Below are 24,434 nucleotides of genomic sequence, written 5' to 3'. Positions count from 1 at the left end.
GAGATGTACCAGAATGAACAATCAATCCTCGCAGAAATCGCATACGGCCATGCTGTGGATCGTCGCCGCGGGCTTTTTCATGCAGACGCTCGATACCACCATCGTCAACACCGCGCTGCCCGCGATGGCGCGCAGCCTCAACGAATCGCCCCTCGACATGAGGCCGGTGGTGGTGGCCTACACGCTGACCATGGCCATGCTGACGCCGGCCTCGGGCTGGCTGGCGGACCGCTTCGGCACGCGCCGCGTGTATTTCGCGGCGATCCTGATCTTCGTGCTGGGCTCGCTGTTCTGTGCCGGCGCGCAAAGCCTGGACCAGCTGGTGATCGCCCGCGTGGTCCAGGGCATCGGCGGCTCGATGCTGCTGCCGATCGGACGCCTGGCGGTATTGCGCAGCGTGTCCGGCGAGCAGTACATCGCGGCGCTGGCCTTCGTCTCGGTCGCGGGGCAGGTGGGGCCGATCTTCGGCCCGGTGCTGGGCGGCTGGATCGTGCAGACCGTGGCATGGCACTGGATCTTCCTGATCAACGTACCGGTGGGCGCGATCGGCCTGCTGGCCGTGCTGCGCTATCTGCCCGACAACGCGCTTGAGCGCCCGCCCGCGTTCGACTTCATCGGCTGCGGCTTGCTGTCGTTGTGCATGGTGGCGTTCTCGCTGGCGCTGGACGCGCCGCACGAAGCCAGCCACGCCGCCTGGAGCGGCAGCCTGTTCGCGCTCAGCCTGCTGTCGGCGCTGCTCTATATCCCATATGCCCGGCGCAGGCGCGATCCGCTGTTCCGGCTCGCGCTGTTCCGCGAGCCCAATTTCAGCGTGGGCCTGGCGGGCAACCTGGTATGCCGCATCGGCTCGGGGGCGGTGCCGTTCCTGATGCCGCTGCTGCTGCAACTGCAGCTCGGCTACTCGCCGCTGCATTCGGGCATGATGCTGTTGCCGGCCGCGCTGGCCGGCGTGGTGGCCAAGCGCGCGATCGTCCCGCTGGTCAAGCGCTACGGTTACGACAACTTCCTGCTCATCAACACCATCCTGGTGGGCGGCTCGATTGCCTCGTTCGCAGCGATCTCGCCAGGCTGGCCGCTGGTCTTTTCGATCGCGCAGCTGGCCCTGTTCGGCGCCACCAACTCCATGCAGTTCGCCGCCATGAACAGCGTCACGCTCAAGGGCTTGAGCGTGGAAGACGCGGGCAGCGGCAACAGTCTGTTCTCGATGGTGCAGATGCTGGCCATCGGCCTTGGCGTGACCATCGGCGGCGGTCTCGTGAGCCTGTTCTCCGCGCAGCTGGGCATGTCCGGCACGGCCTACCGGCTGGCGTTCTTCAGCGTTGGCATGATCACGCTGATGTCCGCGCTGGTATTCCGCAGGCTCGACGTGGAGCAGTTCGACAAGGGCCGCCGGACGGCCGGCGTGGCCAGCCGCTGAGCCGGCGGCTCAGTCGGTGACGCCGTTGTCGTGGAGCAGGCGTGCGCATTCGTCGAGCATGTCGTGGGCGAAGGCGGACTGGTAGTTGGGATCGAGCGCTTCCATCATCTCGTGCGCTGCGTACAGGCCGGCCTCGCGCGACAGCGTGGCGGCAAGCTGGCGCGCGAATTCGTCGCTCAGCTGGGACAGCAGGCGGCGCTCGGCCAGCGCGAGCTGCAGCTTGGAGCGCGACAGCCACAGCCCGGCCAGGGTCGCGCCCTGGGCATCGGTCATCCACTGGCGGTGTTCGTAGAAGGCCGACAAGCGTTCGGCGGCGAGGGCGAACAGCAGCGCCTTGCGCGTATCGAAGTCGATCCTGGGGAGCGGCGCGGCGCCGGGCGGCGTGGTTTTCATCGGGCAGGCAAAAAATGCAATGGGCGCGAGACTACCACGTTGTGGGTTCGCCCCCGGACTTCGGGGCCGGGCGCAAGACCGGCGCACCGGGCCGATGCGCCAGGCGGATGCGCCAGGCGGATGGGTCAGGCGGATGCGGCAGCGAAACGTGCCTTGAGCCAGGCGCCGATCGCCACGATTTCTTCCATGCAGACCGAATGCGGCATGCGGTAGGTGTGCCATTCCACCTGGCAGCCGAGTTGCTGCGCCGTGTCGCGCGCCAGCATGCCGAGCTGCACGGGTACCACGTCGTCCTCGCTGCCATGCGCGGCGAACACCGGCGCGGCGCGGTTGGCCTCGCTCAGTTCCGCGGCCAGCAGTGCCGGCGAGGGGATATAGGTGGACAGCGCGATGATGCCGCCCAGCGGCTCGGGATGCGTGAGCCCCGTGGTGTAGGCGATGGCGCCGCCTTGCGAGAAGCCCGCCAGCACCACGCGATGGCTGGGCACGCCGCGCTGGTTCTCGCGCGCGATCAGCGCGCGGATGGCCGTGCGCGAGACGCGGATGCCGGCCTCGTCGCAGTGGCTGCGCGCGTCGTCGAGCGAGGCGATGTCGTACCACGCGGGCATGACATAGCCGCCGTTGCAGGTGACGGGAATGGCCGGCGCGTTGGGAAAGACGAAGCGCACGGCAGGGGCGGCCGCGAGGCCAAGTTCCGGCACTACCGGCACGAAATCGTTGCCGTCGGCACCCAGGCCGTGCATCCAGATCACGGACCACGTTGGCGCCGGGGCGCTTTCGATTTCAATGCAGGGCAGCAGTTCGCTCATGTCGCTCATGGGGGGATTCCTGTCGGGGCCGTGCCGGCATGCGCGCGCGCCGGCGATGGCGCGGGCTTGCCGCGCGAGGCGGACAGTATCTCATGGCGGCACGCGACACAGCCGCGCGCCGGACGGCGCGCGCCTGTACCACGGCAAGACACGGCGCGCCTTGCGTGTCAGGCGGCGGAGGGCACCGCGGGTATGGTGACGAGACCCGGCGCGCTGCGCGGGCCTTGCGCGTGCTCCGCGCTGGGGGGAGCACGCCGCTTGTCCACCACGTTTTCGACGCCGGTGGCGGACACATCTTCGAGGAACGCGACGAGGTCGCGGTAGTAGTCGACCTGCATCTGCGCTTCCAGCAGTCGACGCTCGGCCTGGAACAACGTTAGCCGCATTTGCTGCAATTCCCTTGCTGCGATTTTCTCCGGGGTGGGCGGACTAAACATATCTGCAAGTGAACGCATGGCATACCTCCCAAAAAACGGYCTCGAATTGAAGCGCCTGCCATTGCTTCCAATATAGTCAAGAAATGCGCACTTTAGGTTTTGTCGCATGCCGTCCACACGGTCGATTGCGGACGACTTGCGGCTGGGGTAGATTTGTTGGCCGGCGATGGGCTCACCGGCGCGGCCCCGGCCGCTGCGGCCTACATCGCCAGCGTGCCCGGCTCCGGCTGCTCCAGCTTTGCAAGGTAGGCGTGGATCTGCGCCACCACGGCCGCGCCTTCGCCCACCGCGGCGGCCACGCGCTTGGTGGAGTTAGAGCGTACATCACCGATCGCGAACACTCCCGGCACGCTGGTCTCCAGCGCCGAGGCAGGGCCCATCCCTTCATGCGGCGTGTCGGTGCCGGTCAGGACGAATCCCTTCCCGTCCACGCGCACATTGCACGTGCGCAGCCATGCCGTGTTCGGATCGGCGCCGGTGAACAGGAACAGGTTGCGGATCGGCACTTCGGTGATGCGGTCCGAATCGCGCTTGCGGTAGCTGACGCTGGCCAGGTGCTCCTCTCCGGCCAGGGCCGTAATCTCGGTGCCCGTATGCAGCTCGATATTGGGCTGGGCCGCGATGCGCTCGATCAGGTAGCGCGACATGCTGGCCTCCAGGCCTTGCCCGCGGATCAGGATATGCACCCACTTTGCATGCGCGGCGAGGAAGACCGCTGCCTGCCCGGCGGAATTGCCGCCACCGACCAGCATCACCTCTTCGCCACTGCACAGGCGTGCTTCCACCGGCGAGGCCCAATAGTAGACGCCGCGGCCTTCGAAGCGTTCGAGCGATGCGATGGGCGGGTGGCGATAGGCCGCGCCGCTGGCGATGACCACCGTGCGCGTCGGGATCTTGCGTCCGTCGCACAGTTCGATGCGCTGCGGATGTTCTCCGCAATGCAGCGCCGCTACCTGTAGCGGGATCGCAACGTGCGCACCGAATTTCTGCGCCTGCACGAACGCGCGTCCGGCCAGCGCCTGTCCGGAAATGCCGGTGGGAAAGCCGAGATAGTTCTCGATGCGCGAACTGGCGCCGGCCTGGCCGCCCGGGAAGAGGGCGTCGAACACCGCCACGGACAGCCCTTCCGATGCGGCATACACCGCGGTCGCCAGCCCGGCTGGGCCGGCGCCGACGACGATCACGTCGTAGATATGGTCTGGATCGAATTCGGGCAGCAGTCCGAGGCAGCTGGCAAGCTGGCCGGTATCCGGAGCGCGCAGCACCCGGCCGCCCGGACAGATCACCAGCGGAAAGTCGCCGGGCACGGCGGCGCTGAATTCGAGCAGGGCGCTGGCATCGGGATCGGTATCGGCGTCGACCACCGTATGTGGATAGCCGTTGCGGCGCAGGAAGGCTTGCAGGTGCAGGACCTTCGGCTCGCTGCCGCGGCCCAGCAGGGTCAGGCCCTTGCCGCGTTCGATCAGGCCCACGCGCCGCAGGATCAGCGCACGCATGATGCGCTCGCCCAGCTCGGCCTCGGCCACCAGCAGGGCACGCAGCCGCTCGGGAGGAATCGCGATGGCTTCGACATCATCGATCGCCTCGGCGTCGACCAGCGCGGGTTCGCCGGCCAGCTGCCCGACCTCCGCGAGGAAATGGCCGGCACCGTGTTCGCCGATCAGGGAGGTGCGCTCCAGCGCGTCGCGCTGGGACACGCGCACGCACCCGCACAGCAGCACCAGCATGCCGTGGCCCGCGTCGCCCTGGCGGAACAGGAATTCGCCGGCACGCCATTTCCGCACCGTGCCGAAACGATGGAGCCGCGCGATCTCGGCTGCGGCCAGTTGCGGATACATCTGGTGGCGGCGCGTTTCCAGCGGAGAGAACGCCGCGGGCGCGGTTTCCGCTTCGGCGGGAGGATCAGACGGGGACATCAGCTGCGGCCCGCTCGCGGCGATATTGCCGCCGGCATTCTCTGCGCTCATCTTTGGCTCCCCGAGTGCACCGCGCCGAAAGGCAGGTGCGGATGGATGCGAGTGCTGCAGCTACTACGCGCGCGGGTGGCACCGCCGCGCGGCCTCGGGGAGTTTGCACGCGATCCCGCGCTGCGGCAATCCCCGTCCTTTCGATGTCTGTCGGCGCGCACCTGCCGGGCGCCGCGCGGCGATGCAGCTTGTGCCAGCCAAGCCTGCTGCAAGCCGCTGGCCGTGGCCGCGCCGTTGCTACGCTGACCGGGCAACGGTGTCACGCGGGCCGGCTCCGGGCTGCGTGGCGTATCCGGGTCGGGCTTGCGGGGTGGTGCTTGCACTACCTTATAAGAATCTTGTAGAACGATAGGTAAAAACCCTTGACTATCTATCTACAGGTAGATATTATTGGGTCCATGGATGCAGCGATGCGGCAAGGGCAGGAAAGCAAAGCCCACACCGCACCGGTTCCAGTGCAGCAAACAGCAACAAAGACGGAAGTCATTTTTTTTGCCCCGTTTCTCTACCTAGTGGTAGGTAAAGCAAAAAAGAGGACATCCTTAACAAATCCAGGTCCCCGCGGCCAGTGCAGACCCCCGGACCCACGCTTCGATTGGAGAACATCATGAACGCCAAGCTTCTTGCCAAGTCCCTGCTCACCGCCGCCACCCTGGCCGCAGCTTTCGCCGCGGGCGCCGCGCAAGCCGGTACCGTCCCCGCCGACAAGTACGGTTACAACTACCGCGCGCGGGATGCCTACACCGACGGCGCCCGTACCGGCAAGTTCGATTCCTTCAGCGAAGGCGCGCGTGCCGGCAAGGCTGATCCGTTCACCGACGGTGCCCGCATCGGCAAGTTCGACGTCTTCACCGATGGTGCCCGCATCGCCGGCCTGGACCGCAGCGGCGTCTCGTCGACCCCGGCCCGCAGCGTTGACCCGTACACGGATGGCGCCCGCGTCGGCAAGACCGACCCGTACACCGATGGCTATCGCACGGTAGCCGGCCTGGATCACAGCGGCGTTTCGTCCGCCCCGGCCCGCAGCTTCGACCCGTACACGGACGGCGCGCGCGGCAATGACAAGCGCAATCCGTTCTACGACGGCGCCCGCAGCGGCCGTGCCGATCCCTACACCGACGGCGCCCTCGCCTGAGGCAGTTGATGGCGAGCCCCGCAAGCGTGCCCGGCGTGGCTTGCCATCATCATCGATTCACCCCGTCGCGCCGCATTGGCGGCGCGCGGATACCAGGAGCGCATCATGAGCCGTTGGCAGAGTTTCCGTCTGCTGGCAGGCTGGGTCCTGGTCTGCGTTGCCAGTGGCTCGATGGCCACCCTGGCGGCACAGACGCTCCCCGCCTGACAGAATTGACGACAGTTGTAGTCGTACCATCGCAGCGCTGGCGCGTTGCAGCCCGACGGCGTGCCCCTACCGGCACGCCGAATTTTTTTGCGGCTTGTTTTTCGCGCCGCGAACCGATTGCGCATCCATTGCGTATCCGGCCGCCTCCTAGCCTCCGAGGGTCTTCCTCGTTATCCGAAAAGGCGTGGCCCGGCCAAGGGTAAATTTCAGCGCCCCGTTGCCGTTATAGCGGTAGACGTTCCAGCGCAAAGTAGCGCTGGCGCGTCTGCACGCCTGCGCGCGCAAGGGGCTCTCCCGACAGGGATGAGCGCGTGGCCGGGCGGCATATAAAACAAGGCCGACACCATCCATGCCGCATATCCAAGGTCCGCCAGCCGAGACCGAACTCTTTCGCTTGCTGATCCTGGGCGTGACCGACTACGCGATCTACGCGCTCGATCCGTCGGGAAGCGTGAGCAGCTGGAATGCGGGTGCGCAGCGGGCCAAGGGATATACGCGCGACGAGATCCTGGGCAAGCATTTCTCGTGTTTCTACACGCCCGAAGACCGTGCCGCCGGGCACCCCGAGCAGGCGCTGCGGCAGGCGCGCGAGCTGGGCCGCTTCGAGGCCGCCGGCGGYTGGCGCGTGCGCAAGGACGGTACCCGTTTCTGGGCGCACGTGCTGGTCACCCCCATCCACGACCGCACCGGCAGGCTGCTCGGCTACGCCAAGATCACGCGCGACATCACGCAGCAGAAGGCCGATGCCGAGCGCACCGCCGCGGTCGCGCGCAAGCTGGACCTGGCGCTCGAGAACATGTCGCAAGGCCTTTGCATGTTCGATCCGGACGGCAGGCTGGTCCTGGCCAACGGGCGCATGGAGGAGATCTTCGGCGCTGCCGCCAAGGGGCTGGAGCCGGGCACGGATTTTCTCGAAGTCTGCCGCGCCATGGCCGGCGCGCGCGCGCGGGAGGCCGCGGCGCCCGGCGCCCTGGCGGGCCGGACCGGCCGCGACCACGCCGCCGAAGCGGGGCAGCCCGAAGCCCGTGCCGAGCAGTATGCGCAGTCGTTGTCGGAACGCCACCGCGATATCCTGCGCCGCCACAAGAACTGGCGCAGCGTGGAAGCGCTGCCTGACGGGCGCGCCATCGCGCTGTCGCACAGCGCCATGCCCGACGGGGCGTGGGTGACCACCTGCGAGGATGTCACCGAGCAACGCCGTATCGAGGCCAAGATCCACCACCTGGCGCGTCACGACGGCTTGACCGGGCTGCCAAACCGCAGCTTCCTCGATGCCTACCTGGACGATGAGCTACAGCGCGCGCACCTGCAGGGCTGCCAGGTGGCCACGCTGGGCATCGACCTGGACCGCTTCAAGGAGGTCAACGACCTGCACGGCCGCGCCGCGGGTGATACCGTGCTGCGCACGCTTGCCGCGCGTATTGCCGCCCAGATGCAGCCGGGCGAGTTCATCGCCCGCATCGACGGCGACGAGTTCATGGCCGTCAAGCGTTTCACGCGGCAAACCGAACTGAGCGATTTCACCGCGCGCCTGGTGACCTGCCTGAGCGAGCCGGTGCGGCTCGATGGCTACGACCTCACCACCAGCGCCAGCATCGGCATCGCGATCTATCCCGGCGACGGCACGCACCGCGACCAGCTGGTCGGCAATGCCGGCCTGGCCATGCGCCGCGCCAAGGGCAGCCTGTCGGAATCGATCTGCTTCTACGAACGCCGCATGGATGAGACGGAGCGCGAACGCCGCGCGCTGGCCGGCGAGCTGTGGATGGCCATCGCCGCCAACCAGTTCGTGCTCGACTACCAGGTGCAGACCGCGATTGCCAGCGGCGAGGCGATCGGCTGCGAGGTRCTGCTGCGCTGGSASCATCCSGAGCGSGGCCTGATCCCGCCCGACAGTTTCATGCCGCTGGCCGAGGCGTGCGGCGCCATCCTGCCGATCGGCGAGTGGGTGCTGCGCACCGCCTGCAGCGAGGCCGCGCGATGGACCTTGCCGCGCAAGATCTCGGTCAACCTGTCGCCGGTGCAGATCACCCACGGCAACCTGGTGACGCTGGTGGCGCGCCTCCTGGAGGAAACCGGACTGCAAGCCGGCCGGCTCGAACTCGAGATCACCGAATCCACCATCACCGGCGACAGGGAGCGCGCGCTGGACATCCTGCGCGGCATCAAGGCGCTGGGCGTCAGCATCGCCATCGACGATTTCGGCACCGGCAATTCCTCGCTGGATACCCTGCGTTCTTTCCCGTTCGACAAGATCAAGCTGGACCGCAGGTTTATCGCCGAGATCGCCGGGAACCAGCAGGCCAAGGCCATCATCCGCGCCATCCTGGCGCTTGGCCAGAGCCTGGCCATCCCGGTGCTGGCCGAAGGCGTGGAGACCGCCGAGCAGCTCAAGCTGCTGCAAGCCGAAGGCTGCGACGAAGCGCAGGGCTATCTGCTCGGCCGCCCGCAACCGCTCGCGCTGTTCCGCCGCGACCATGCCGTGCTCGTGGCGCCGCAGGCGCAGGCAGACCCCCGCTCCCGATCGCCAGGGTGACGCACGAGGCGCGCGGGCGCGCGGCGAACCCCATCTCGCCCGGGAAGCGCGCGGAACTCGCCTGCCGGGCCGCACTCTGATCCCTTATCGGCGGCCGCCCTGGCCGCCGCCCGGACCAGAACAGGGAGCGGCAGTGCCAGCACGGATCACCCGCATCCAGGCGGGCATCGGCGGCGTCATCGAAGCCGATGGCGACGATGGCGGCGATGGCGGCCATGGCGGCTCAAGCCCGTCATGAAGGACCTGCCCCGCGTCGCCGCATGCCAGCCACCGGGCCCCGAGGCAGGGTCCCCGCACCCGGGACCGGTGCGCGAGGTGGGCGATCGCAGCGGCGGCCACCATGTCTCTCCCCATCGGCTGCCCGGATGCGCGCACGCTGATCCGCTCACGCCCGCCGACCGCTACCAGGAACTGTTCGTCGCGGTGCAGATGGCCCGCGTCTTCAGCGACAGCAAGACCTTCACCGATGCCATCCCGCGCCAGGACCCGGAATCGATCCTGACCGCATACCGGGCCAGCGCGGGCGCTGCCGGATTCGACCTCGCGGGCTTCGTGCAGGCGCATTTCACGCTGCAGGAAGTGCCGCGCAGCCGTTATGTCTCCGATCCCCACCAGACCCTGGGCGACCATATCGACGCTCTGTGGCCGGTGCTCACGCGCCATCCGGCGGAGCACCCGCCGCAATGCTCGCTGCTGCCGCTGCCCAATGCCTACGTGGTGCCGGGAGGGCGCTTTACCGAACTCTATTACTGGGACTCCTACTTCACCATGCTGGGCCTGACCGTCAGCGGCGACGCCAGCCTGCTGCATGGCATGGCAGACAATTTCTCCTACCTGCTCGATACCTATGGCGTGATTCCCAACGGCACGCGGACCTACTACCTCAGCCGCTCGCAGCCGCCCGTGTTCGCGTTGATGGTGGAGCTGTTCGATGACCACGGCGTGAAGCCCGAGCTGGCCTACCTGCCGCAGCTTCGCAAGGAGTATGCGTTCTGGATGCGCGGCGCCGAGCACCTGGCGCCGGGACAGGCTTGCCGGCGCGTGGTCAGGCTCGCGGACGGCAGCCTGCTCAACCGCTACTGGGACGAGCGCGATACGCCGCGCGAAGAAGCCTTTATCGAGGATATCGGCACGGCCGCCGCCTCGTCGCGCCCCGCGCCCGAGGTCTACCGCGACCTGCGCGCCGCGGCGGAATCGGGCTGGGACTTCAGCTCGCGCTGGCAGGAGCCCGGCGGCGGCCTGGAAACGATACGGACCACGGCCATCCTGCCGGTCGATCTCAACAGCCTGCTGTACAAGCTGGAGACGAAGCTGGCCGAGCTGGCGGCAGCCGCGGGCGAGGCGGACGCGCCGGACTTCCTGGCACGCGTGCAGGCGCGGCGGCATGCCATCGACCACCTGATGTGGAACGAGGCCGAAGGTGCCTGGTTCGATTTCGACTGGCAGCGCCACCAGCCCCGCGCCAACCTCACGGCGGCCACCGTGATGCCGCTCTACGTGGATGCCGCCAGCCCCGCGCAGGCGGCGCGGCTCGCACGCACCGTGACCGCGCGCCTGCTGCAACCCGGCGGCATGGCCACCACCGAGCGCATCAGCGGCGAGCAGTGGGACCAGCCGAATGGCTGGGCGCCGCTGCAATGGCTGGCCATCGGYGGGTTTGCGCGCCACGGCCAGCGTGCGCTCGCGCGCGAGATCGCGCACCGCTGGCTGCATACCGTGGCCAGCCTCTATCGCCGCGAGTACAAGCTGGTGKAGAAATACGCATTGCGGCATGCGCCGCATGGGGCCGTGGGCGGTGGCGGCGGCGAGTATCTCCTGCAGGACGGCTTCGGCTGGACCAACGGCGTGGTGCGCCGCCTGCTGCAGCAGCATCCCAGCCACGCGGCCTGCGCCTCGCGCGCGGGAGAGCCGGGCTAGCTTGCCCCGGGCTCGCGCATCCAGTGCGCCACGGTGGCGGCCAGCCAGGCCGGGTCGTCGTGCGGCAGGTCGTGGCCGGCCCACGCGTGCCTGCGGTGTGCCACGGCCCATGCCGCCGCCAGGCGGGCCGAGCACTCCGGATCGACCAGGCGGTCGGCCGCCGAGGACACCACCAGCGTGGGGCAGCGCGGCGCCGCCGCCGCGGCGCGGTAGCGCGCCGCGGCCCATAGCTGGCGCAGCGCATTGCCTCGGCTCACCGGCGCGCTCGCGCGGATCGCGCTCCATGCCGCCACGTCGGCAGCCAGGGCGGCCCTGGTATTGCAGGTGAGGCGATGGATGGTGCGCTCGCAATAGGGGCCGTCCTGCCAGCGCAGCGCCATGCCGGCCAGCGCCGCCCAGTTGCGCGGGCGCAGGCGCTGCGCCACGCTGCCAAACGGCCGCATGCTGGTGTTGACCAGCACCAGCGCGCCGATCTCCTGCGGGTAGCGCCGCGCCCATTCCGCCGCCACCATGGCGCCCAGCGACATCGCCAGCACGCGGTAGGGCGGCGCCAGGGCCTGCCGGCGCGCGCTGGCGCGCATGTGCTCGACCATCGCCGCCACGCTCGGTGGTGCGCGCCGTGCCGCCTCCGTGCCGTTGCCGGGCAGGTCCAGCAGGGTCAGGCGCGTGATGCCGCAACGCGCCCGCAGCGCGGCGGGCAGCGCCCCCCAGTGGCGCGCTTCGCGCGTGAGCCCGCGCAGCAGGATCCATTCGTTGAGCCGGGCGTTCATCGGAGCCGGCCGCCCTGCCATTGCGCCGTGGCCTGCGCCAGCAATTGCGCGCGCCGCTCGCCGCGCGGCAGCCAGCGCTCGGGCGCGTAGGCCACGCGCCCGAGGAAGTCGAGCAGGTTGGCGTGACGGCGCAGCACGCGCTCGGTGCGGTGCGCCTTGACCGGATTGAAGAAGCCATGGCGCGAGAACAGCTGCCGCGGATTCTTCTTGATCCACAGCCAGGAACCCAGCTCGAGCGTCATCGGCAGGAAGATGTTGGCCGGCGGCGTATGGTCGTAGGCCCAGTCCCACAGGTCGCCATGCAGCAGGTACTGGTTGCTCTGCGGCTCGAACGCATAGCCGTGGTGCGGATGCGCCTGCTCGAACATCGTCTTGAGCGCGAACATTTCGGGCAGGTGCGCCATCGGCGCGGCCGTGCGCGCGTACGGAAACCAGATACTGTCGCCCCAGCCGTAGCCGGAGTGGCAGTCCAGCGCGAAGCTCAGGGGGCGTTGCTGCAATTGCTCGGAGACCACGCGCAGCATGGCCGTGCTTTCCAGCTCCATCGGTGCTCCCAGCCTGCCGCGATACCACGGCAGCCACGGGCCCAGCCGCTGTCCGCCGGCCAGCGGCGGCACGCGGCCAACGGCGTCCTGCGGCGCGTTGCGCATCAGGTCGACGCCGTTGGGGTTGGCGCGCGTGGACGCCCACATGCCGCCCGGGTTGACGATGGGCATGAAAAGCAGCCGCACCGATTGCAGTTGCCGCTCGAGCAACTCGTCCCACTCCAGCCGCCACAGCAGCATGCGCATGTAGTCGAGCAGCAGGTGGGTGCCGATACGCTCCAGGCCGTGGATGCCGGCAAAGAACCCGATGGCGGGTGCGCGCGGGTCGTCCGAGCCGATGCTGGCGGTGTAGAGGGGGAAGCGCTGTGCGCCTGCGCTGACCTCGCCGACGCAGCGGGCGTCCAGGCGATGCGCGCCGGTTTCGAGCAGGGCTTCCAGTTGCCGCATTTCAGCGAAACCGTCGGCGGCGGGCAGGGGCATGGGCGAGGGCAGATCCGGGGGCGCGGTCCAGGCAGACGGGGTTGCGCCCATCATCGGCCGCCAATGTGAAATCCCCGTGACGGCGGATGAGGTTGTCCGTGCACCGGCTTCGAATCCGGCTTCGAATCTGACTCCGAGGCACGGACCGTGCCGGTGCGCGGGCGCCTACCCGGCCATCCCGGGTGCGAACAGTTCTAGTATCGTCCACCCCCGCGCCGTCGCCAAGGCGCCAAGCGCGGCATCCGGATTGGTCGCCACGGGATGGCTCACCGCCTCGAGCAGCGGAATGTCGTTGCGGGAATCGCTATAGAACGCGGTGCGCTCGAACCGGTCCCACCGCAAGCCCAGCGAAGCCAGCCACTGCGCAACCCGCTCGATCTTGCCCGCGCCGAAGCTCGGCACGCCGGCGACGGCGCCGGTGAACCCGCCGCGCGCGTCGCACGCGGCCTCCACGGCCACCAGGTGCTCCACCCCCAGCGCCGCCGCAATCGGCTCGGTGACGAACCGGCACGTCGCCGTGACGATGCAGCACAGGTCGCCGGCATCGCGGTGACGGGCCAGCAGCGCGCGGGCTGGCGGGCGGATGGCAGGCACGATCACCTCGCGCATGAAGCTCGCGCGCAGCGCCTCCAGGCGCGCGCGCGGATGGCGTGCCAGCAGGCCGAGGGCAAAGGCGGCATGGCGCCGGAAGTCGAGTCGCCCCGCGCTGTACTCGGCCAGCCACAGCGCGTTGTTGGCTTCGACTTCGCGCGCGTCGGCGGCGCCGGCCGCCACCAGGTAGCGAGCCCATTCGTATTCGCTGTCCAGCGGTAGCAGGGTGTGGTCGAGGTCAAACAAGGCAAGGCGGGGCATGCGCCGTCTCCGGTCGGAAAACCGCACAGGATGGGCAGGCGCGGTGACCCGCGCGTGATGCGCGGCGCAAGAATTCCGATACCGTTATCGGCGAATTTCCGCCGCCGCGGGAAAGCGCTCGCCTAGGCGGCTGCGCGGGGGGCGAGGCATTCGAGGAAGGCGCCGATCAGGCGGGTATGCGTGCGGCCCTGGAGACAGTACAGGTACTCGTGCAGTACCGGCGGGTGGCTGGCGAACGGTACCACGCACAGCCCGGCATCGCGCGGGACTTCGCCGAGCGGCACCACGCTCGTTCCCAGGCCCTGGCGGATGGCTTCGTAGATGGCCTCGCGGCTGCCGATCACGGTGCTCGACGGCAGCTTCAGCCCGGCATCTTCCAGCGCCGTCTCGACCGCCTTGCGGGTCATCGAGCCATGTTCGCGGATCAGCAGGTGGCAGCCGGAGATCTGGGCGAGGGTGACGCTGGGCGCGCGCGCCAGCGGGTGGCCGGGGTCGACCACCAGCACCATGGGATCGGACGCCAGGGTGATGCGGGCCAGGCGATCRTCGTCGACGGCGTGCGACGAGACCGCGACGTCGATGCGGTACTCGAACAGCGCGTCCAGCATCTGTTGCGAGTTGCCGATGTCGAGGCTGATCCCGATGGCCGGGTAGCGTTCCCGGAACGCGGCCACGCTGGGCAGGATGTAGTAGGGGCCGGTAGCGCCCACGCGCAGCTTGCCCAGGTGCAGGTTGCCGGCGTTGCGCAGCAGGAAATCCGCGCTGCCCTCGTGCTGCATCAGCTGTTCCACCACGGGCATGAGGGCCACGCCGACATCGCTGAGGTCGACCCGGCCGCCGCGGCGGTAGAACAGCTCCACGCCGTAGCTTTCTTCCAGCTGCCGGATGCGGCCGGTGACGGTGGGCTGGCTCACGCGCAGCTGCTTGGCGGCGGTGGTGATGCTGCCCTGGCGCGCCACTTCATAAAACGTCGTCAGCAGGTCGCCGAGCATGGGAATCCGGGGGAAGGAAGCAAGCGCGCCAGTCTAGCGGCGCTTTGTGACAGTTCCGCGCAGCGCCGCCACGGGGGCGGCGGCGCTGCACGCGGGGCCGGGCGGCCAGGCCCGGGGCCACTCCCCGCGCCTACTTGCCCAGGGCGGGATCGGACTTGCCGTCCGCGCCGGTTTCCACGCGCCCGGCGAAGCGGCGCTGGAAACCGCCCTGCGGCACCGTGACGGCGAAGTCGTACCAGTTGTCCTGCAGGCCCAGCGGCCAGTGCTGGTCGAGCTGCTTGCCGGCGGGGATGTCGAAGCTCCAGGGCCCGTCGGTGCGGTAGGCCTTGGGTGTGACGGTGAAGGTGCAGGGCGCGGGGCCGGTATTGATCATGGTCAGGTAGACCGCGGCATTGGCGACGTCGTAGCACACGCGGATTTCCGGCGCGGTGCCGCCGGCCGCCGCCACGGCGCTGACGTCGCCCTGGAAGCTGCGGTGGAAGCCGTTCGGGCCGAGCACCCACAGATCGTACTTGCCATTGTCGGCGGCGTAGGCGTCCCAGCTATCGTGCAGTTCCTTGCTGGGCTCCACCACGTAGCGGCGGGGCACGCGGTCCAGGTGCAGGCGGTCGTACACATGGAACACGGCGGCGGCGTTGCCGGTGTTGCTGAACAGCAGCCACATGACGCGCGAGCCCGGATCCTCGCGCCCGCTCACGTGCAGCTCGTACGGCAGCGCGCGGGACGGGCGCTSGCCGGCTTGCTGGGTGGCGGGCGCAGCGGCCTGCGCGCTCTCGGTGGGCAGCGGCACCTGCGCCTTGGCCTCCTGTGCGGTGCGCACGGCATCGGCGGCGGTCTTGGTGCGGCTGGGCATGCCCGGCAGGGCCGCGCTGTTGGGGCTGACGAAGTTGAAGGCGGAGCTCAGGTCGCCACAGATGGCGCGGCGGTAGGCGCTGATATTGGTTTCGGCGACGCCGAAGCGCGCCTCCATGAAGCGCAGCACCGAGGTGTGGTCGAACACCTGCGAGTTGACCCAGCCGCCGCGGCTCCAGGGCGACACCACGTACATCGGCACGCGCGGGCCGGGGCCGTAGGGATGCTTGTCGGTGTGGTACTCGCCGTCGGTGGAAACGGTGGACTTGCCGGCCAGCACGCCGCTGGCGTCGTAGGCCGGCGCGCATGGCGGCGGCACGTGGTCGAAGAAGCCGTCGTTCTCGTCGAAGTTGATCAGCAGGACGGTCTTGCTCCAGATGTCCGGATTGGCGGTGAGCGCGTTGAGCACTTCCTGCGTGTACCAGGCGCCCTGCACGGGGCTCGAAGGCCCGGGGTGCTCGGAGTAGTTGGCCGGGGCCACGATCCACGAGACCTGCGGCAGGCCGCCGGCGGCGATGTCGTCCTTGAGCGCCTGCAGGAAGCCGTTGTCCGGCATGGTGTTGCCGATGCCCTTGATGAGCGGGTTGATGGCTTCGTCGGCGACGGTATAGGCCGGGTAGGGACTGCCGCTGGAAGCATTGCCACGCGCTTCGTTGGCCTTGCGGTACTGCACGAAGCCGGCCAGCGGATTGTCGGTGAAGTTGTCCGGCATGTTCTGGTAGACCTTCCAGCTCACGCCGGCGGCCTGCAGGCGTTCCGGATAGGTGGTCCAGCGGTAGCCGCCGGTGGAGGCGCCCATGGAGTCGCCGCTGTTGTCGATCACCGGCCCGCCGTTGGCGCCGGTGGGGTCGTTGGTCCCGGTCCAGTGGAACAGGCGGTTGGTGTTGGTGCCGCCGTGGAATCCGCAGTGATACGCGTCGCACAGCGTGAAGGCGTTCGCCAGGGCAAACTGGAAGTCCAGCTCGGCCTCGGTGTAGTAGCCCATCGACTGGGTCTGCTTGTAGGTGGGCCACTTGTTCATGCGGCCCAGGTCCCAGGCGTTCTGCGCGTCGGGGTAGCTGTGCGGAGTGCCGCTCACGCGCTGGGCGTTGCCCGTGGCGCTGTCCAGGTGATACGGCTGCACGATGCGGTTGGTAAAGGTCTGCTGCCAGACGTTGAGGCCGCCGGCCAGCGGGATCGGGAAACGGTCGCCGAAGCCGCGCACGCCCCTGAGCGTGCCGAAGTAATTGTCGAAGGAGCGGTTTTCCTGCATCAGGATCACCACGTGCTCCACATCGCGGATGCTGCCGGTGGCGTTGTTGGCCGGAATCGCCAGGGCGCGGCGGATCGACGGCGGGAAGGCGGCCAGCGCCGCGGCGGCGGAGGCGCCACCGGCCATCTTGAGGAAGTTGCGTCTGCTGTGAAGGCTCATCTTGATTGGTTCTGGCTAGGCTGTTCGGCTGGTCGGTTGGTGCGGACGTTGCCCGGCGCGGTGCCGGGCCTGCCCATCCATCAGGGCGCGCAGCGCAGTTGCGGCGTCACCGCCGGTTGTGCGCCGGGCTCGGCCGGCTTGGCGGGAGGCTGGGCTGCGTTGTTGTCGCCGGCGTCGCCGCCGCAGGCGCTCAGCACGGCGCACAGCGCCAGCGCCGCCAGCCATGCGGGCAGTGCGTGAATCGAGATCGAAGGCTTCATGGTCACGTTTGCTCTCGTGGGGAATCAGGGGTTGAGCGTGGACAGGGGCTGGCGCGAGCCGGTGATGGTCTGCAGCTCGGCCAGGCTGAGCTGGCGCGTCCACATGGCGAGGTCGTTGAACTCCATCACGCCCTTGAGCGAGCCGGCGTTGTTGGGCACGTAGGCGTGGGTGGCGTCGTCATTGATGCCCCACTGCCTGGTGTTGAGGCCGCCGAGCCTGGTCACGTCGGTGTTGACGATGGCCTGGTTTTCTTTCTTCTGCACCCCCATCACCGGGTCGATGATGTAGGCGCTGAAGGTCTTGGCCGTGGCGTTGACCGACAGGGCCAGGTAGGCCCACTGGCTGGCGCTGAACTTCATGCCCTGGATGTCGTCGCGCTTGCCGCCGCTGCCGATGTTGAAGCGCACCTCGCAGCTGCCGAACAGGCCGATGGCGATGCCGGCGTTCGACCCAGAGACGTAGTTCTTGTTCGACAGGATCGGCTCGCCGGTGCCGTTGCCCTGGGTGCAGTCGGACTTGAACCAGAAGCCGATGGTGAACTGCGGGGACAGCGCGATATCGGCGCCGCTCTGGTTCAGCACGTAGGCGTCGACGTTGGAGTTGACCTTCAGCGACCTGGTGCCGAAGTTGTCGGTGCCGGGCGAGCCGCCGTCGGTGCCGGCCACCCACGGGCCGATGGTGGTGGTGCCCTTTGCGTCGACCGCGGGCAGCGTCTCGAAGCTGTAGTACGCGGCGAGGTTGTTGCGCAGCGTGTCGGCCAGCACGACCGGCTTGACGTAGTTGATCTGCGCCAGCAGGGAGGCGGGCACACCATTGCGCACCAGCGTGTAGTTGTAGCGGTAGACACCGCTGGCTGGCGCGTTGAGGGTCTTGTCCTCGTAGCTGGTGGTGCCGGCGGGCAGGGTGGCGATCTGCACGCCGTCGCGCAGCAGCGTCATGTCGCCGGTGGCGGCGGCAGGATTCTGCCAGGACAGCACCAGCGAATCGCTGAAGGTGCCGACGGTGGATTTCAGTGCGCGCGCGCCGGCGCTGCCGGTCAGCGCGGAGCCGTCGAGCTTGTACGACGCGGCGGGGATGGCCACGCCGCCATGGGCCAGCAGCGTGGGCAGCAGGTCCGTCTCGCCCGGCAGCGCCGAGAGCGCGGCGGCGGTGGCCGGTGCGGCGGGCAGGTTGCTGGCCAGCGCTGCGTTGAACGGCTTGTTCAGCGCGATGAAGGCGGTGCGGTTTTCCACGGTGGGCAGCGTGGTGGTGGCGCCGGTGGCGTCGAGGCCGTGGCTGGTGGTCACGGCCACCAGCCAGTCTTCGCCGGCGTTGGCCTGGCGGCGCGCCTGCACGGCGGCCAGCAGCTTGCCGAGCGCCTGGTCGAAGGCGGCCAGCGCGCTCGCGTAGCCGCCGCCCTGGAAGCCTTGCGTCGCGGCGGCCAGGTCGGGGGCGGCGTATTGGGCAAGGACCACGTCGTAGCCCGACTGCACCAGCTTCAGGCCTTCCTGCGTGACGCAGCCGTCGTCGTAGGCGCAGTCGCGTAGCGAATCGATATTGCCGGTGGCCGCGTCGGCCTTGAGCAGTGCCGGCAGGGTTGCCGAACTGCTGGCCACGCCCAGGCGCTGCCTGGCGGCCCCGGCGCTGCTGGCGTTGGCGGTGCGCAGGTACTGGAACAGGGTCGGGGCCTTCAGGCCGCCGAGGGTCGCCACGTCGTCGTTCACGCCGTGGCGGTCCTGCCAGGTGCCGGTCAGCACGGTGGCCCAGCCCGGGCCGTCCAGCGGTGCCTGCTCGGTGGTGGTGCCGAGCCTGCCGCCGGTGGACGAAGGCGTGATCGCCAGCGTGGCCAGGTTGGGCATGCCGCGCTGGATCATCGCGCTCTGCAGCTGGCTGTAGGTGGCGCCGTCCACGCCGACCAGCAGGATCTTCTTGCTGGTGGCGCCCGCGTTGCCGTTGCCGGCATTGCCCTGGTCCGGGGCAACGGTCGCCGGCGCATCGCTGCCGCCGCCGCATGCTGCTACCGCGCCCGCCAGGGCCAGGCTGCACGCCACGCGTGCCTGCTGTTTCCATGCCATGTCTGCTTCCCTCTTTTCTGTTGTCTCGCTAGCCGCGCGCCGCAACGGCGGCGCTGCCAATCACGCTGCCCGTGACGCGTTGGCAGAGTAAGAAAAGGGGTTGTCAGCCGGGTGACAGGCGGGCAAAGAATGCTGATGCGCCTATTCGCATTCCTGATGGAACAGGCATGCGCGAAGCGCAGCCAGGGCCGGGCGGCGTGGCTGCGGAGCGGAAAATGCGGGGGGATGGGTGAGGCGGGTGAGGCGGGTGAGGCCGGTGCGGTGGGGCAGGAGAGGGACAGGACAGCGCCCGCGCGAGCGGCGGGCGCTGCGGGCGATCAGGCGTTGGCTGCCTGCGCGGGCTTGCCGCCGGCACGGGCGGTCTTGCGTCCGGCCGCCAGCGCCATCAGCGCGGCCACCAGGCAGGCCGCGCCGGCGGCGTACAGGGCCGGCGTATAGGTCAGCAGCAGGGTGCGCGTGAGGCCGGCGCCGAAGGCGGCCGTGGCGGCACCGACCTGGTGGGCGGCGAAGATCCAGCCGAACACCATCGGCGCGCGCTCCTTGCCGAACGCCGAGCCTGCCAGCTTGACCGTGGGCGGCACCGTGGCGATCCAGTCCAGGCCGTAGAACATGGCGAAGATCGACAGGCCGTACAGCGTGAAGGTGGAGTGCGGCAGCCAGAACAGCGACAGCCCGCGCAGGCCGTAGTACCAGAAGAGCAGCTTGCGGCAGTCATAGCGGTCCGACAGCCAGCCCGACAGGATGGTGCCGACGAAATCGAAGGCGCCCATCATGGCCAGCGCGCCGGCGGCGGGCACCGCGCTCATGCCGAAGTCCGCGCACAGCGAGATGAAGTGCGTCTGGATCAGGCCGTTGGTGCTGAGGCCGCAGATGAAGAAGGTGCCGGCGAGGACCCAGAAGGTCTGGCTGCGGGCCGCATCGCGCAGCACCACGAACGGGCCGCGCAGCGTCAGCGGCGCGGGAGCCGCCGGCGGCTGGGCCGCCGTGGCCGGCACCTTCTGCGGCACTTCGCCGAAGGCCGCCAGGCCTACGTCCGCCGGGCGGTTGCGCATGAAGCAGAACACCAGCACGGCCAGCACCGCGCAGGCCAGCAGCACGGGCAGCACGGCGGTGCGCCAGCCCATATGCTCGATCAGCCAGGCCGCCACCGGCAGGAACGCCAGTTGCCCGGTGGCGGAACTCGCGGTCAGGACGCCGATCACCAGCCCGCGCCGCGCGCTGAACCAGCGGCTCGCCACCACCGCCGCCAGCACCAGCGCGGTCAGTCCGGAGCCGACGCCCAGCATCAGGCCCCAGGCGACAAAGAGTTGCCACAGCTCGGTGGCCACCGTGGCCAGCGCCATGCCGCCGGCGATCAGCCCCAGCGCGGCCCACACCACGTTGCGCACCCCGAAGCGTTCCATCAGGATGGCCGAGAACGGCGCCATCAGGCCGAACAGCGCAAAGCGGAAGGCTAGGATCGACGAGATCTGGTCSGTATYCCARCCCATCTCGCKGGTSAGCGGYTTGAGGAAGGCGCCSGGCARGCCGAGSGCGGCSGAKGTGGTCAGCATCACGCAGAAGGTGATGGCGGCGATCARCCAGGCGTAGTGGATGCCGCGCCGGTCGAGCCGGCTGGAAAGCGCTTGAGCAAACATGAAGTATCCAGGAGCAGGGTTTCGGTTTCGGTTTCGGTTCGGTTTTGTGAGCGAGGGGTGGGCGTTGCTTGTCCTTACGGTGCGAGTGGGCCCAGCAGCATGTCGTGCGCGGCGGCGAGGATGTCGTCGGACAATGCGTCGCCGGCCGTCGCCCGCGCCAGCGTCATCGCGCCCACCAGCGTGGACAGTTGCGCCAGCGCCAGCTTGCGGCGCTCGGCCGGGTCATCGTGCGCCACCGTCTTCATCCAGTCTTCGACCATGACCTTGAGGCCGTCGATATAGGCCTGCCGCACCGGCTTGTCCGCGGGTTCGCGCGCCACGTCGCTGGCCAGCGCTACCGCAGAGCAGCCCTCGCCGGGGTGCGCGCAGTGATCCTGCGTCAGATAGGGTTCAACCAGGTTGGCGCGCATGGCGCGCTTGTCGTCGCCRCCGCGGCCGATGCGGCCCGCCCAGCGCCGCGCCGATTCTTCGAAGCCGCGCTTGCACGCCAGCTCCGCCAGCGCGTCCTTGGACGAGAAGTGTCCATAGAAGCCGCCATGGGTCAGGCCGGCCCCGGCCATCAGCTCGGCCACGCTGACGCCGTTCAGTCCGCGCTCGCGGAACAGCCTTGTAGATGCTGCCTCGATCGCTTCGCGGTTCTTTTCTGCCTGTTCTCGTGATGCGCGCGCCATGTCCGCTCTCCTGGCAAGTTTTTTCTTGACCGGATTTTATATGACACCCATAATTTATTCAATAAATGTTGCTCATCATTTAAAAAGCTGCTGGCCGCCCTGGCTCGCAGCATCCTTCCGCCCTCAAGGAGGCATTTCATGCAGAATCTGTTCGATCTCACTGGCCGCGTGGCCGTCATCACCGGCTCCACCAAAGGCATGGGCCTCGAAATGGCCCGCGCGCTCGGTGCCTCCGGCGCCGCCCTGGTGGTGTCGGGCCGCGACCAGGCTGGCGCGGCGGCAGTCGCCGCCACGCTCGAAGCCGAAGGCTTCAAGGCCAGGGGAATCGCTTGCGACATCGCCGATGTCGGCAGCGTGCGCGCCTTCGCCGAGCAGGCACTGGCCGCCTTCGGCCGCGTCGATGTGCTGGTGCTGAACGCGGCGGCCAGCGCGGAGGTGGGTTCGCTTCTGACGCAGGGACCGGACCTGTTCGACCAGGCCATGGCCGGCAATGTGCGCGGCAACCTGGTGCTGGTCAACGCCCTGGCGCCGCAGATGATCGCGCGCGGCGACGGCTCCATCACGTTCATGTCGAGCATCGCGGCCAAGCGCGGCTCGGCCATGCTGGGTCTCTACAGCATCACCAAGGGGGCGACCGACCAGGCCGTGCGCAGCCTGGCGCAGGAACTTGGCCCGCATGGCATCAATGTGAATGCCATCAATCCGGGCCCGGTGCGCACCGAGTTCTCGCGCGAGGCGCTGTGGGGAAATCCGGAGCAGGAAGCGCGGCTGGCGGCCGGCATTCCCATGCGCCGCATCGGCGAGGCCAGGGATGTGGCCGGGCTGGCAGTGCTGCTGGCCTCGCCGGCCGGGCGCTTCATCCACGGGCAGAGCATCGGCGTGGATGGCGGCCTGTCGGCGTAAGCGCTTTCGCGTGCGCTGAGCACCGCCGTCGTCGCGCAGGCCGGCGCGAGCGTGCCGTCGGGATTGGCGCTATTCTCGGTGTCTTTCTTTCGGGCAAGACGCAAGACATGACGGCAATCGACCTATCCCGTTTCCCTCGCTACACCCTGCGCGAAGGCGTGGCGCCGATCCAGCATCTGCCACGGCTGAGCCAGTACCTTGGCGGCGCCGATATTTTCGTCAAGCGGGACGATATCGGCGGCCTGGGCGGAGGCGGAAACAAGCTCAGGAAGCTCGAATACCTGGTCGGGGAGGCACTGGCGGACGGTGCCGATACCATCATCACGGTGGGCGGAAGGCAATCGAACCACGCACGGCTGACCGCCGCGGCCGCGGCAAAGGCGGGGCTGGCATGCGAGCTGATCCTTGCACGCCTGGTCCCGCGTGAGGACGCCGACTACGTGAATAGCGGGAACGTGCTGCTCGACGACCTGTTCGGGGCGCGCGTGCATGACCTGCCGGCGGGCTCCGACGCGCTGGGGTATGCCAACCAGCGCGCCGAGGCGCTGCGCGCGCAAGGGCGTCGCGTCTACGTCTGCCCGCTGGGCGGCTCCAGCCCGACCGGCTGCCTGGGCTACGCGGCATGCGCCGTGGAAATCGACGACGAAGCCAGTACGCGCGGCCTGTCCTTCGATCGCATCCTGGTGGCCAACGGCAGCGGCGGCATGCAGGCCGGGCTGATAGCGGGGGAGATCGCCTGCGGCCGTCCGGCAGCGCGCGTTGCCGGCTACTCGGTGCTGGCACCGCTCGAGAAGGCGCGCGAGGACACGCTTGCCAAGGCAAGGCAGACCCTGGCGCTGCTCGATCCGGCGCTCGGCGTTGCGTCGCTGTTTGCCTACCGGAGCATCTTCTAGCGCAAGCGCCGCCGCTGGCGGCCGCAGCCGGCCGGATCGCGGCAGGCGCGGACAACCATTGCCATGGCATCGCCCGCGGCGGCAATAGCGAACGCTCGGCCGACGCGTCGCCGCGCCGCGCGGGGCGCACTCATCCGTGCATCCCCGCCAGCCGCATCAGCGCGCGGATCGCCAGGGCCACCAGTCCCAGCCCCGCCACGCTGATCCCCCAGATCGCCAGCATCCAGCCGATCCGCGCCAGCCAGCCGCGCGGCGCCCGCGGGTGCCCGCGCCGTCGCGCCGCCATCAGTGATACCCCTCTCCGTGCTTGACCTTGCCACGGAACACGTAGTACGCCCACACCGTGTACATCAGGATGAAAGGAATGATGAACAACGCCCCCACCAGCGTAAAGCCCTGGCTCTGCGGCGGCGCGGCGGCATCCCAGATCGTGATGCCGGGCGGCACGATATTCGGCCACACGCTGATGGCCAGCCCGCTGTAGCCCAGGAAGACCAGGGCCAGCGTGTACATGAAGGGCGCGAGGTGGGCATCCGCGGCCAGCGACCGCACCAGCCGGTACATGCACAGCAACACCAGCAGCGGTACCGGCGCGAACCAGATCAGGTTGGGCAGGCTGAACCAGCGCTGGGCGATGCGCGCATGGGCAAGCGGGGTCCAGATGCTGATGATGGCGATCACGCCCAGCAAGGCCCAGGCCAGTCTGCCGGTGAGGTGCAGCATGCGCTGGTGCAGTTCGCCCTCGGTCTTCATGATCAGCCAGGTGCTGCCCAGCACCGTGTAGGCCACCGCCACGCCAAGCCCGCAGAACAGCGGAAAGGGATGCAGCCAGTCCAGCGGGCCGCCGGCGAAGGCGCGGCCGCTGACGCGGATGCCGTCGATATAGGCCCCCAGCGCAACGCCCTGGAAAAAGGCCGCGGCCAGCGAGCCGCAGATGAACGCCTTGTCCCAGACATGGCGCTCGCGGTCGTTGGCCTTGAAGCGGAACTCGAACGCCACGCCGCGGAAGATCAGGCCCAGCAGCATCAGGACCAGCGGCAGGTAGAGCGCGCTGAGCACCACCGAGTAGGCCAGCGGGAAGGCGGCCAGCAGGCCCGCGCCACCCAGCACCAGCCAGGTCTCGTTGCCGTCCCACACGGGCGCCACTGTATTCATCATCACATCGCGGTCATGGCGGTCCGGCACGAAGGCATAGAGCATGCCGATGCCGAGGTCGAAGCCATCCATCACCACGTACATCATCACCCCGAAGAAAATGATGACGGCCCAGATCAGGGAGAGGTCGATGCCCATGG

At 68.9% G+C, this 24,434-nt stretch carries 21 protein-coding genes; 6 read left to right on the top strand and 15 right to left on the bottom strand.

What is annotated here, in order from left to right; genetic code table 11:
* Positions 1–13: 13 nt before the first annotated feature.
* Entirely contained in the window at positions 14–1,417 is a 1,404-nt protein-coding gene (gene mdtD, locus AC1DO7_RS12470; RefSeq protein WP_441619178.1) for a multidrug transporter subunit MdtD, read from the top strand.
* 9 nt (positions 1,418–1,426) lie between these two features.
* Here the strand turns inward: mdtD and AC1DO7_RS12465 are convergent, their stop codons facing one another.
* The 4 genes from AC1DO7_RS12465 to AC1DO7_RS12450 all read right to left on the bottom strand — a co-directional run bounded on the left by AC1DO7_RS12465 (position 1,427) and on the right by AC1DO7_RS12450 (position 5,023).
* Positions 1,427–1,810 (bottom strand): hypothetical protein, encoded by a 384-nt coding sequence (locus AC1DO7_RS12465; RefSeq protein WP_441619180.1) that lies wholly within the window; start codon positions 1,808–1,810, stop codon positions 1,427–1,429.
* 125 nt (positions 1,811–1,935) lie between these two features.
* Entirely contained in the window at positions 1,936–2,619 is a 684-nt protein-coding gene (locus AC1DO7_RS12460; RefSeq protein ID WP_441619282.1) for an alpha/beta hydrolase, read from the bottom strand.
* A 167-nt stretch (positions 2,620–2,786) separates the two neighbouring features.
* Positions 2,787–3,074, bottom strand: a complete 288-nt coding sequence (locus tag AC1DO7_RS12455; protein WP_441619182.1) for a hypothetical protein — start codon at positions 3,072–3,074, stop codon at positions 2,787–2,789.
* A 182-nt stretch (positions 3,075–3,256) separates the two neighbouring features.
* On the bottom strand, positions 3,257–5,023 hold the full coding sequence (locus AC1DO7_RS12450) for an FAD-dependent oxidoreductase (RefSeq protein ID WP_441619184.1): 1,767 nt from the start codon (positions 5,021–5,023) through the stop codon (positions 3,257–3,259).
* Between the two features lie 607 nt (positions 5,024–5,630).
* On the opposite strand from AC1DO7_RS12450, the gene AC1DO7_RS12445 reads away from it, so the two are divergent.
* From AC1DO7_RS12445 to treF, 3 genes are all read left to right on the top strand, one after another.
* Entirely contained in the window at positions 5,631–6,158 is a 528-nt protein-coding gene (locus tag AC1DO7_RS12445) for a hypothetical protein (protein ID WP_441619186.1), read from the top strand.
* A 556-nt stretch (positions 6,159–6,714) separates the two neighbouring features.
* Positions 6,715–8,901 (top strand): putative bifunctional diguanylate cyclase/phosphodiesterase, encoded by a 2,187-nt coding sequence (locus tag AC1DO7_RS12440; protein WP_477116190.1) that lies wholly within the window; start codon positions 6,715–6,717, stop codon positions 8,899–8,901.
* 234 nt (positions 8,902–9,135) lie between these two features.
* The gene (gene treF / locus AC1DO7_RS12435) at positions 9,136–10,818 is read left to right on the top strand and encodes an alpha,alpha-trehalase TreF (protein WP_477116189.1); all 1,683 of its coding nucleotides are present in this window, start codon (positions 9,136–9,138) and stop codon (positions 10,816–10,818) included.
* Here the strand turns inward: treF and AC1DO7_RS12430 are convergent.
* The 9 genes from AC1DO7_RS12430 to AC1DO7_RS12390 form a co-directional block, all read right to left on the bottom strand.
* Positions 10,815–11,588 (bottom strand): alpha/beta fold hydrolase, encoded by a 774-nt coding sequence (locus tag AC1DO7_RS12430; RefSeq protein WP_441619191.1) that lies wholly within the window; start codon positions 11,586–11,588, stop codon positions 10,815–10,817. The genes treF and AC1DO7_RS12430 overlap by 4 nt on opposite strands.
* A complete protein-coding gene (locus AC1DO7_RS12425) occupies positions 11,585–12,613 on the bottom strand; it encodes a M14 family zinc carboxypeptidase (RefSeq protein ID WP_441619193.1) in 1,029 nt (342 codons plus the stop codon). The genes AC1DO7_RS12430 and AC1DO7_RS12425 overlap by 4 nt, the downstream gene beginning before the upstream one ends.
* A gap of 165 nt (positions 12,614–12,778) precedes the next feature.
* Complete coding sequence (locus AC1DO7_RS12420; protein ID WP_441619195.1) at positions 12,779–13,465, bottom strand: HAD family hydrolase; 687 nt, start codon at positions 13,463–13,465, stop codon at positions 12,779–12,781.
* A gap of 122 nt (positions 13,466–13,587) precedes the next feature.
* Positions 13,588–14,457: a LysR substrate-binding domain-containing protein gene (locus AC1DO7_RS12415; protein ID WP_441619197.1), complete on the bottom strand. Its 870-nt coding sequence runs from the start codon at positions 14,455–14,457 to the stop codon at positions 13,588–13,590.
* Between the two features lie 130 nt (positions 14,458–14,587).
* Positions 14,588–16,720 carry a phosphocholine-specific phospholipase C gene (locus AC1DO7_RS12410; protein ID WP_477116188.1) on the bottom strand — a complete coding sequence of 711 codons (2,133 nt, stop codon included), beginning with the start codon at positions 16,718–16,720 and terminating at the stop codon, positions 14,588–14,590.
* Positions 16,721–16,800: 80 nt separating this feature from the next.
* Positions 16,801–16,980 carry a hypothetical protein gene (locus tag AC1DO7_RS12405; RefSeq protein WP_441619284.1) on the bottom strand — a complete coding sequence of 60 codons (180 nt, stop codon included), beginning with the start codon at positions 16,978–16,980 and terminating at the stop codon, positions 16,801–16,803.
* Positions 16,981–17,004: 24 nt separating this feature from the next.
* Positions 17,005–19,035, bottom strand: coding sequence for a hypothetical protein (locus AC1DO7_RS12400; protein WP_441619201.1), 2,031 nt, complete (start codon positions 19,033–19,035; stop codon positions 17,005–17,007).
* 317 nt (positions 19,036–19,352) lie between these two features.
* A complete protein-coding gene (locus AC1DO7_RS12395; protein WP_477116187.1) occupies positions 19,353–20,672 on the bottom strand; it encodes an MFS transporter in 1,320 nt (439 codons plus the stop codon).
* A gap of 74 nt (positions 20,673–20,746) precedes the next feature.
* A complete protein-coding gene (locus tag AC1DO7_RS12390; protein ID WP_441619205.1) occupies positions 20,747–21,343 on the bottom strand; it encodes a TetR/AcrR family transcriptional regulator in 597 nt (198 codons plus the stop codon).
* A 138-nt stretch (positions 21,344–21,481) separates the two neighbouring features.
* Here AC1DO7_RS12390 and AC1DO7_RS12385 point away from each other — a divergent pair, with 138 nt between their 5' ends.
* Complete coding sequence (locus AC1DO7_RS12385; RefSeq protein ID WP_441619207.1) at positions 21,482–22,246, top strand: SDR family NAD(P)-dependent oxidoreductase; 765 nt, start codon at positions 21,482–21,484, stop codon at positions 22,244–22,246.
* A 107-nt stretch (positions 22,247–22,353) separates the two neighbouring features.
* A complete protein-coding gene (locus AC1DO7_RS12380; RefSeq protein ID WP_477116186.1) occupies positions 22,354–23,139 on the top strand; it encodes a pyridoxal-phosphate dependent enzyme in 786 nt (261 codons plus the stop codon).
* 130 nt (positions 23,140–23,269) lie between these two features.
* On the opposite strand, the gene AC1DO7_RS12375 is transcribed toward AC1DO7_RS12380, so the two are convergent.
* Complete coding sequence (locus AC1DO7_RS12375; RefSeq protein WP_441619211.1) at positions 23,270–23,425, bottom strand: DUF2474 domain-containing protein; 156 nt, start codon at positions 23,423–23,425, stop codon at positions 23,270–23,272.
* Positions 23,425–24,432 (bottom strand): cytochrome d ubiquinol oxidase subunit II, encoded by a 1,008-nt coding sequence (cydB, locus tag AC1DO7_RS12370; protein ID WP_441619213.1) that lies wholly within the window; start codon positions 24,430–24,432, stop codon positions 23,425–23,427. The genes AC1DO7_RS12375 and cydB overlap by 1 nt, the downstream gene beginning before the upstream one ends.
* Positions 24,433–24,434: the final 2 nt, after the last annotated feature.

The sequence above is a fragment of the Cupriavidus sp. 05N40 genome (assembly GCF_056397305.1).
The sequence above is the reverse complement of the archived record's forward strand: the minus strand, read 5'-3'. Positions and strand labels throughout refer to the sequence as shown.

Excerpts from the sequence above, each read along its gene's own strand:
- mdtD (WP_441619178.1), top strand. The coding sequence starts at position 14 with ATGAACAATCAATCCTCGCAGAAATCGCATACGGCCATGCTGTGGATC.
- AC1DO7_RS12465 (WP_441619180.1), bottom strand. The coding sequence starts at position 1,810 with ATGAAAACCACGCCGCCCGGCGCCGCGCCGCTCCCCAGGATCGACTTC.
- AC1DO7_RS12460 (WP_441619282.1), bottom strand. The coding sequence starts at position 2,619 with ATGAGCGAACTGCTGCCCTGCATTGAAATCGAAAGCGCCCCGGCGCCA.
- AC1DO7_RS12455 (WP_441619182.1), bottom strand. The coding sequence starts at position 3,074 with ATGCGTTCACTTGCAGATATGTTTAGTCCGCCCACCCCGGAGAAAATC.
- AC1DO7_RS12450 (WP_441619184.1), bottom strand. The coding sequence starts at position 5,023 with ATGAGCGCAGAGAATGCCGGCGGCAATATCGCCGCGAGCGGGCCGCAG.
- AC1DO7_RS12445 (WP_441619186.1), top strand. The coding sequence starts at position 5,631 with ATGAACGCCAAGCTTCTTGCCAAGTCCCTGCTCACCGCCGCCACCCTG.
- AC1DO7_RS12430 (WP_441619191.1), bottom strand. The coding sequence starts at position 11,588 with ATGAACGCCCGGCTCAACGAATGGATCCTGCTGCGCGGGCTCACGCGC.
- AC1DO7_RS12425 (WP_441619193.1), bottom strand. The coding sequence starts at position 12,613 with ATGCCCCTGCCCGCCGCCGACGGTTTCGCTGAAATGCGGCAACTGGAA.
- AC1DO7_RS12420 (WP_441619195.1), bottom strand. The coding sequence starts at position 13,465 with ATGCCCCGCCTTGCCTTGTTTGACCTCGACCACACCCTGCTACCGCTG.
- AC1DO7_RS12405 (WP_441619284.1), bottom strand. The coding sequence starts at position 16,980 with ATGAAGCCTTCGATCTCGATTCACGCACTGCCCGCATGGCTGGCGGCG.
- AC1DO7_RS12400 (WP_441619201.1), bottom strand. The coding sequence starts at position 19,035 with ATGGCATGGAAACAGCAGGCACGCGTGGCGTGCAGCCTGGCCCTGGCG.
- AC1DO7_RS12385 (WP_441619207.1), top strand. The coding sequence starts at position 21,482 with ATGCAGAATCTGTTCGATCTCACTGGCCGCGTGGCCGTCATCACCGGC.
- AC1DO7_RS12380 (WP_477116186.1), top strand. The coding sequence starts at position 22,354 with ATGACGGCAATCGACCTATCCCGTTTCCCTCGCTACACCCTGCGCGAA.
- AC1DO7_RS12375 (WP_441619211.1), bottom strand. The coding sequence starts at position 23,425 with ATGGCGGCGCGACGGCGCGGGCACCCGCGGGCGCCGCGCGGCTGGCTG.
- cydB (WP_441619213.1), bottom strand. The coding sequence starts at position 24,432 with ATGGGCATCGACCTCTCCCTGATCTGGGCCGTCATCATTTTCTTCGGG.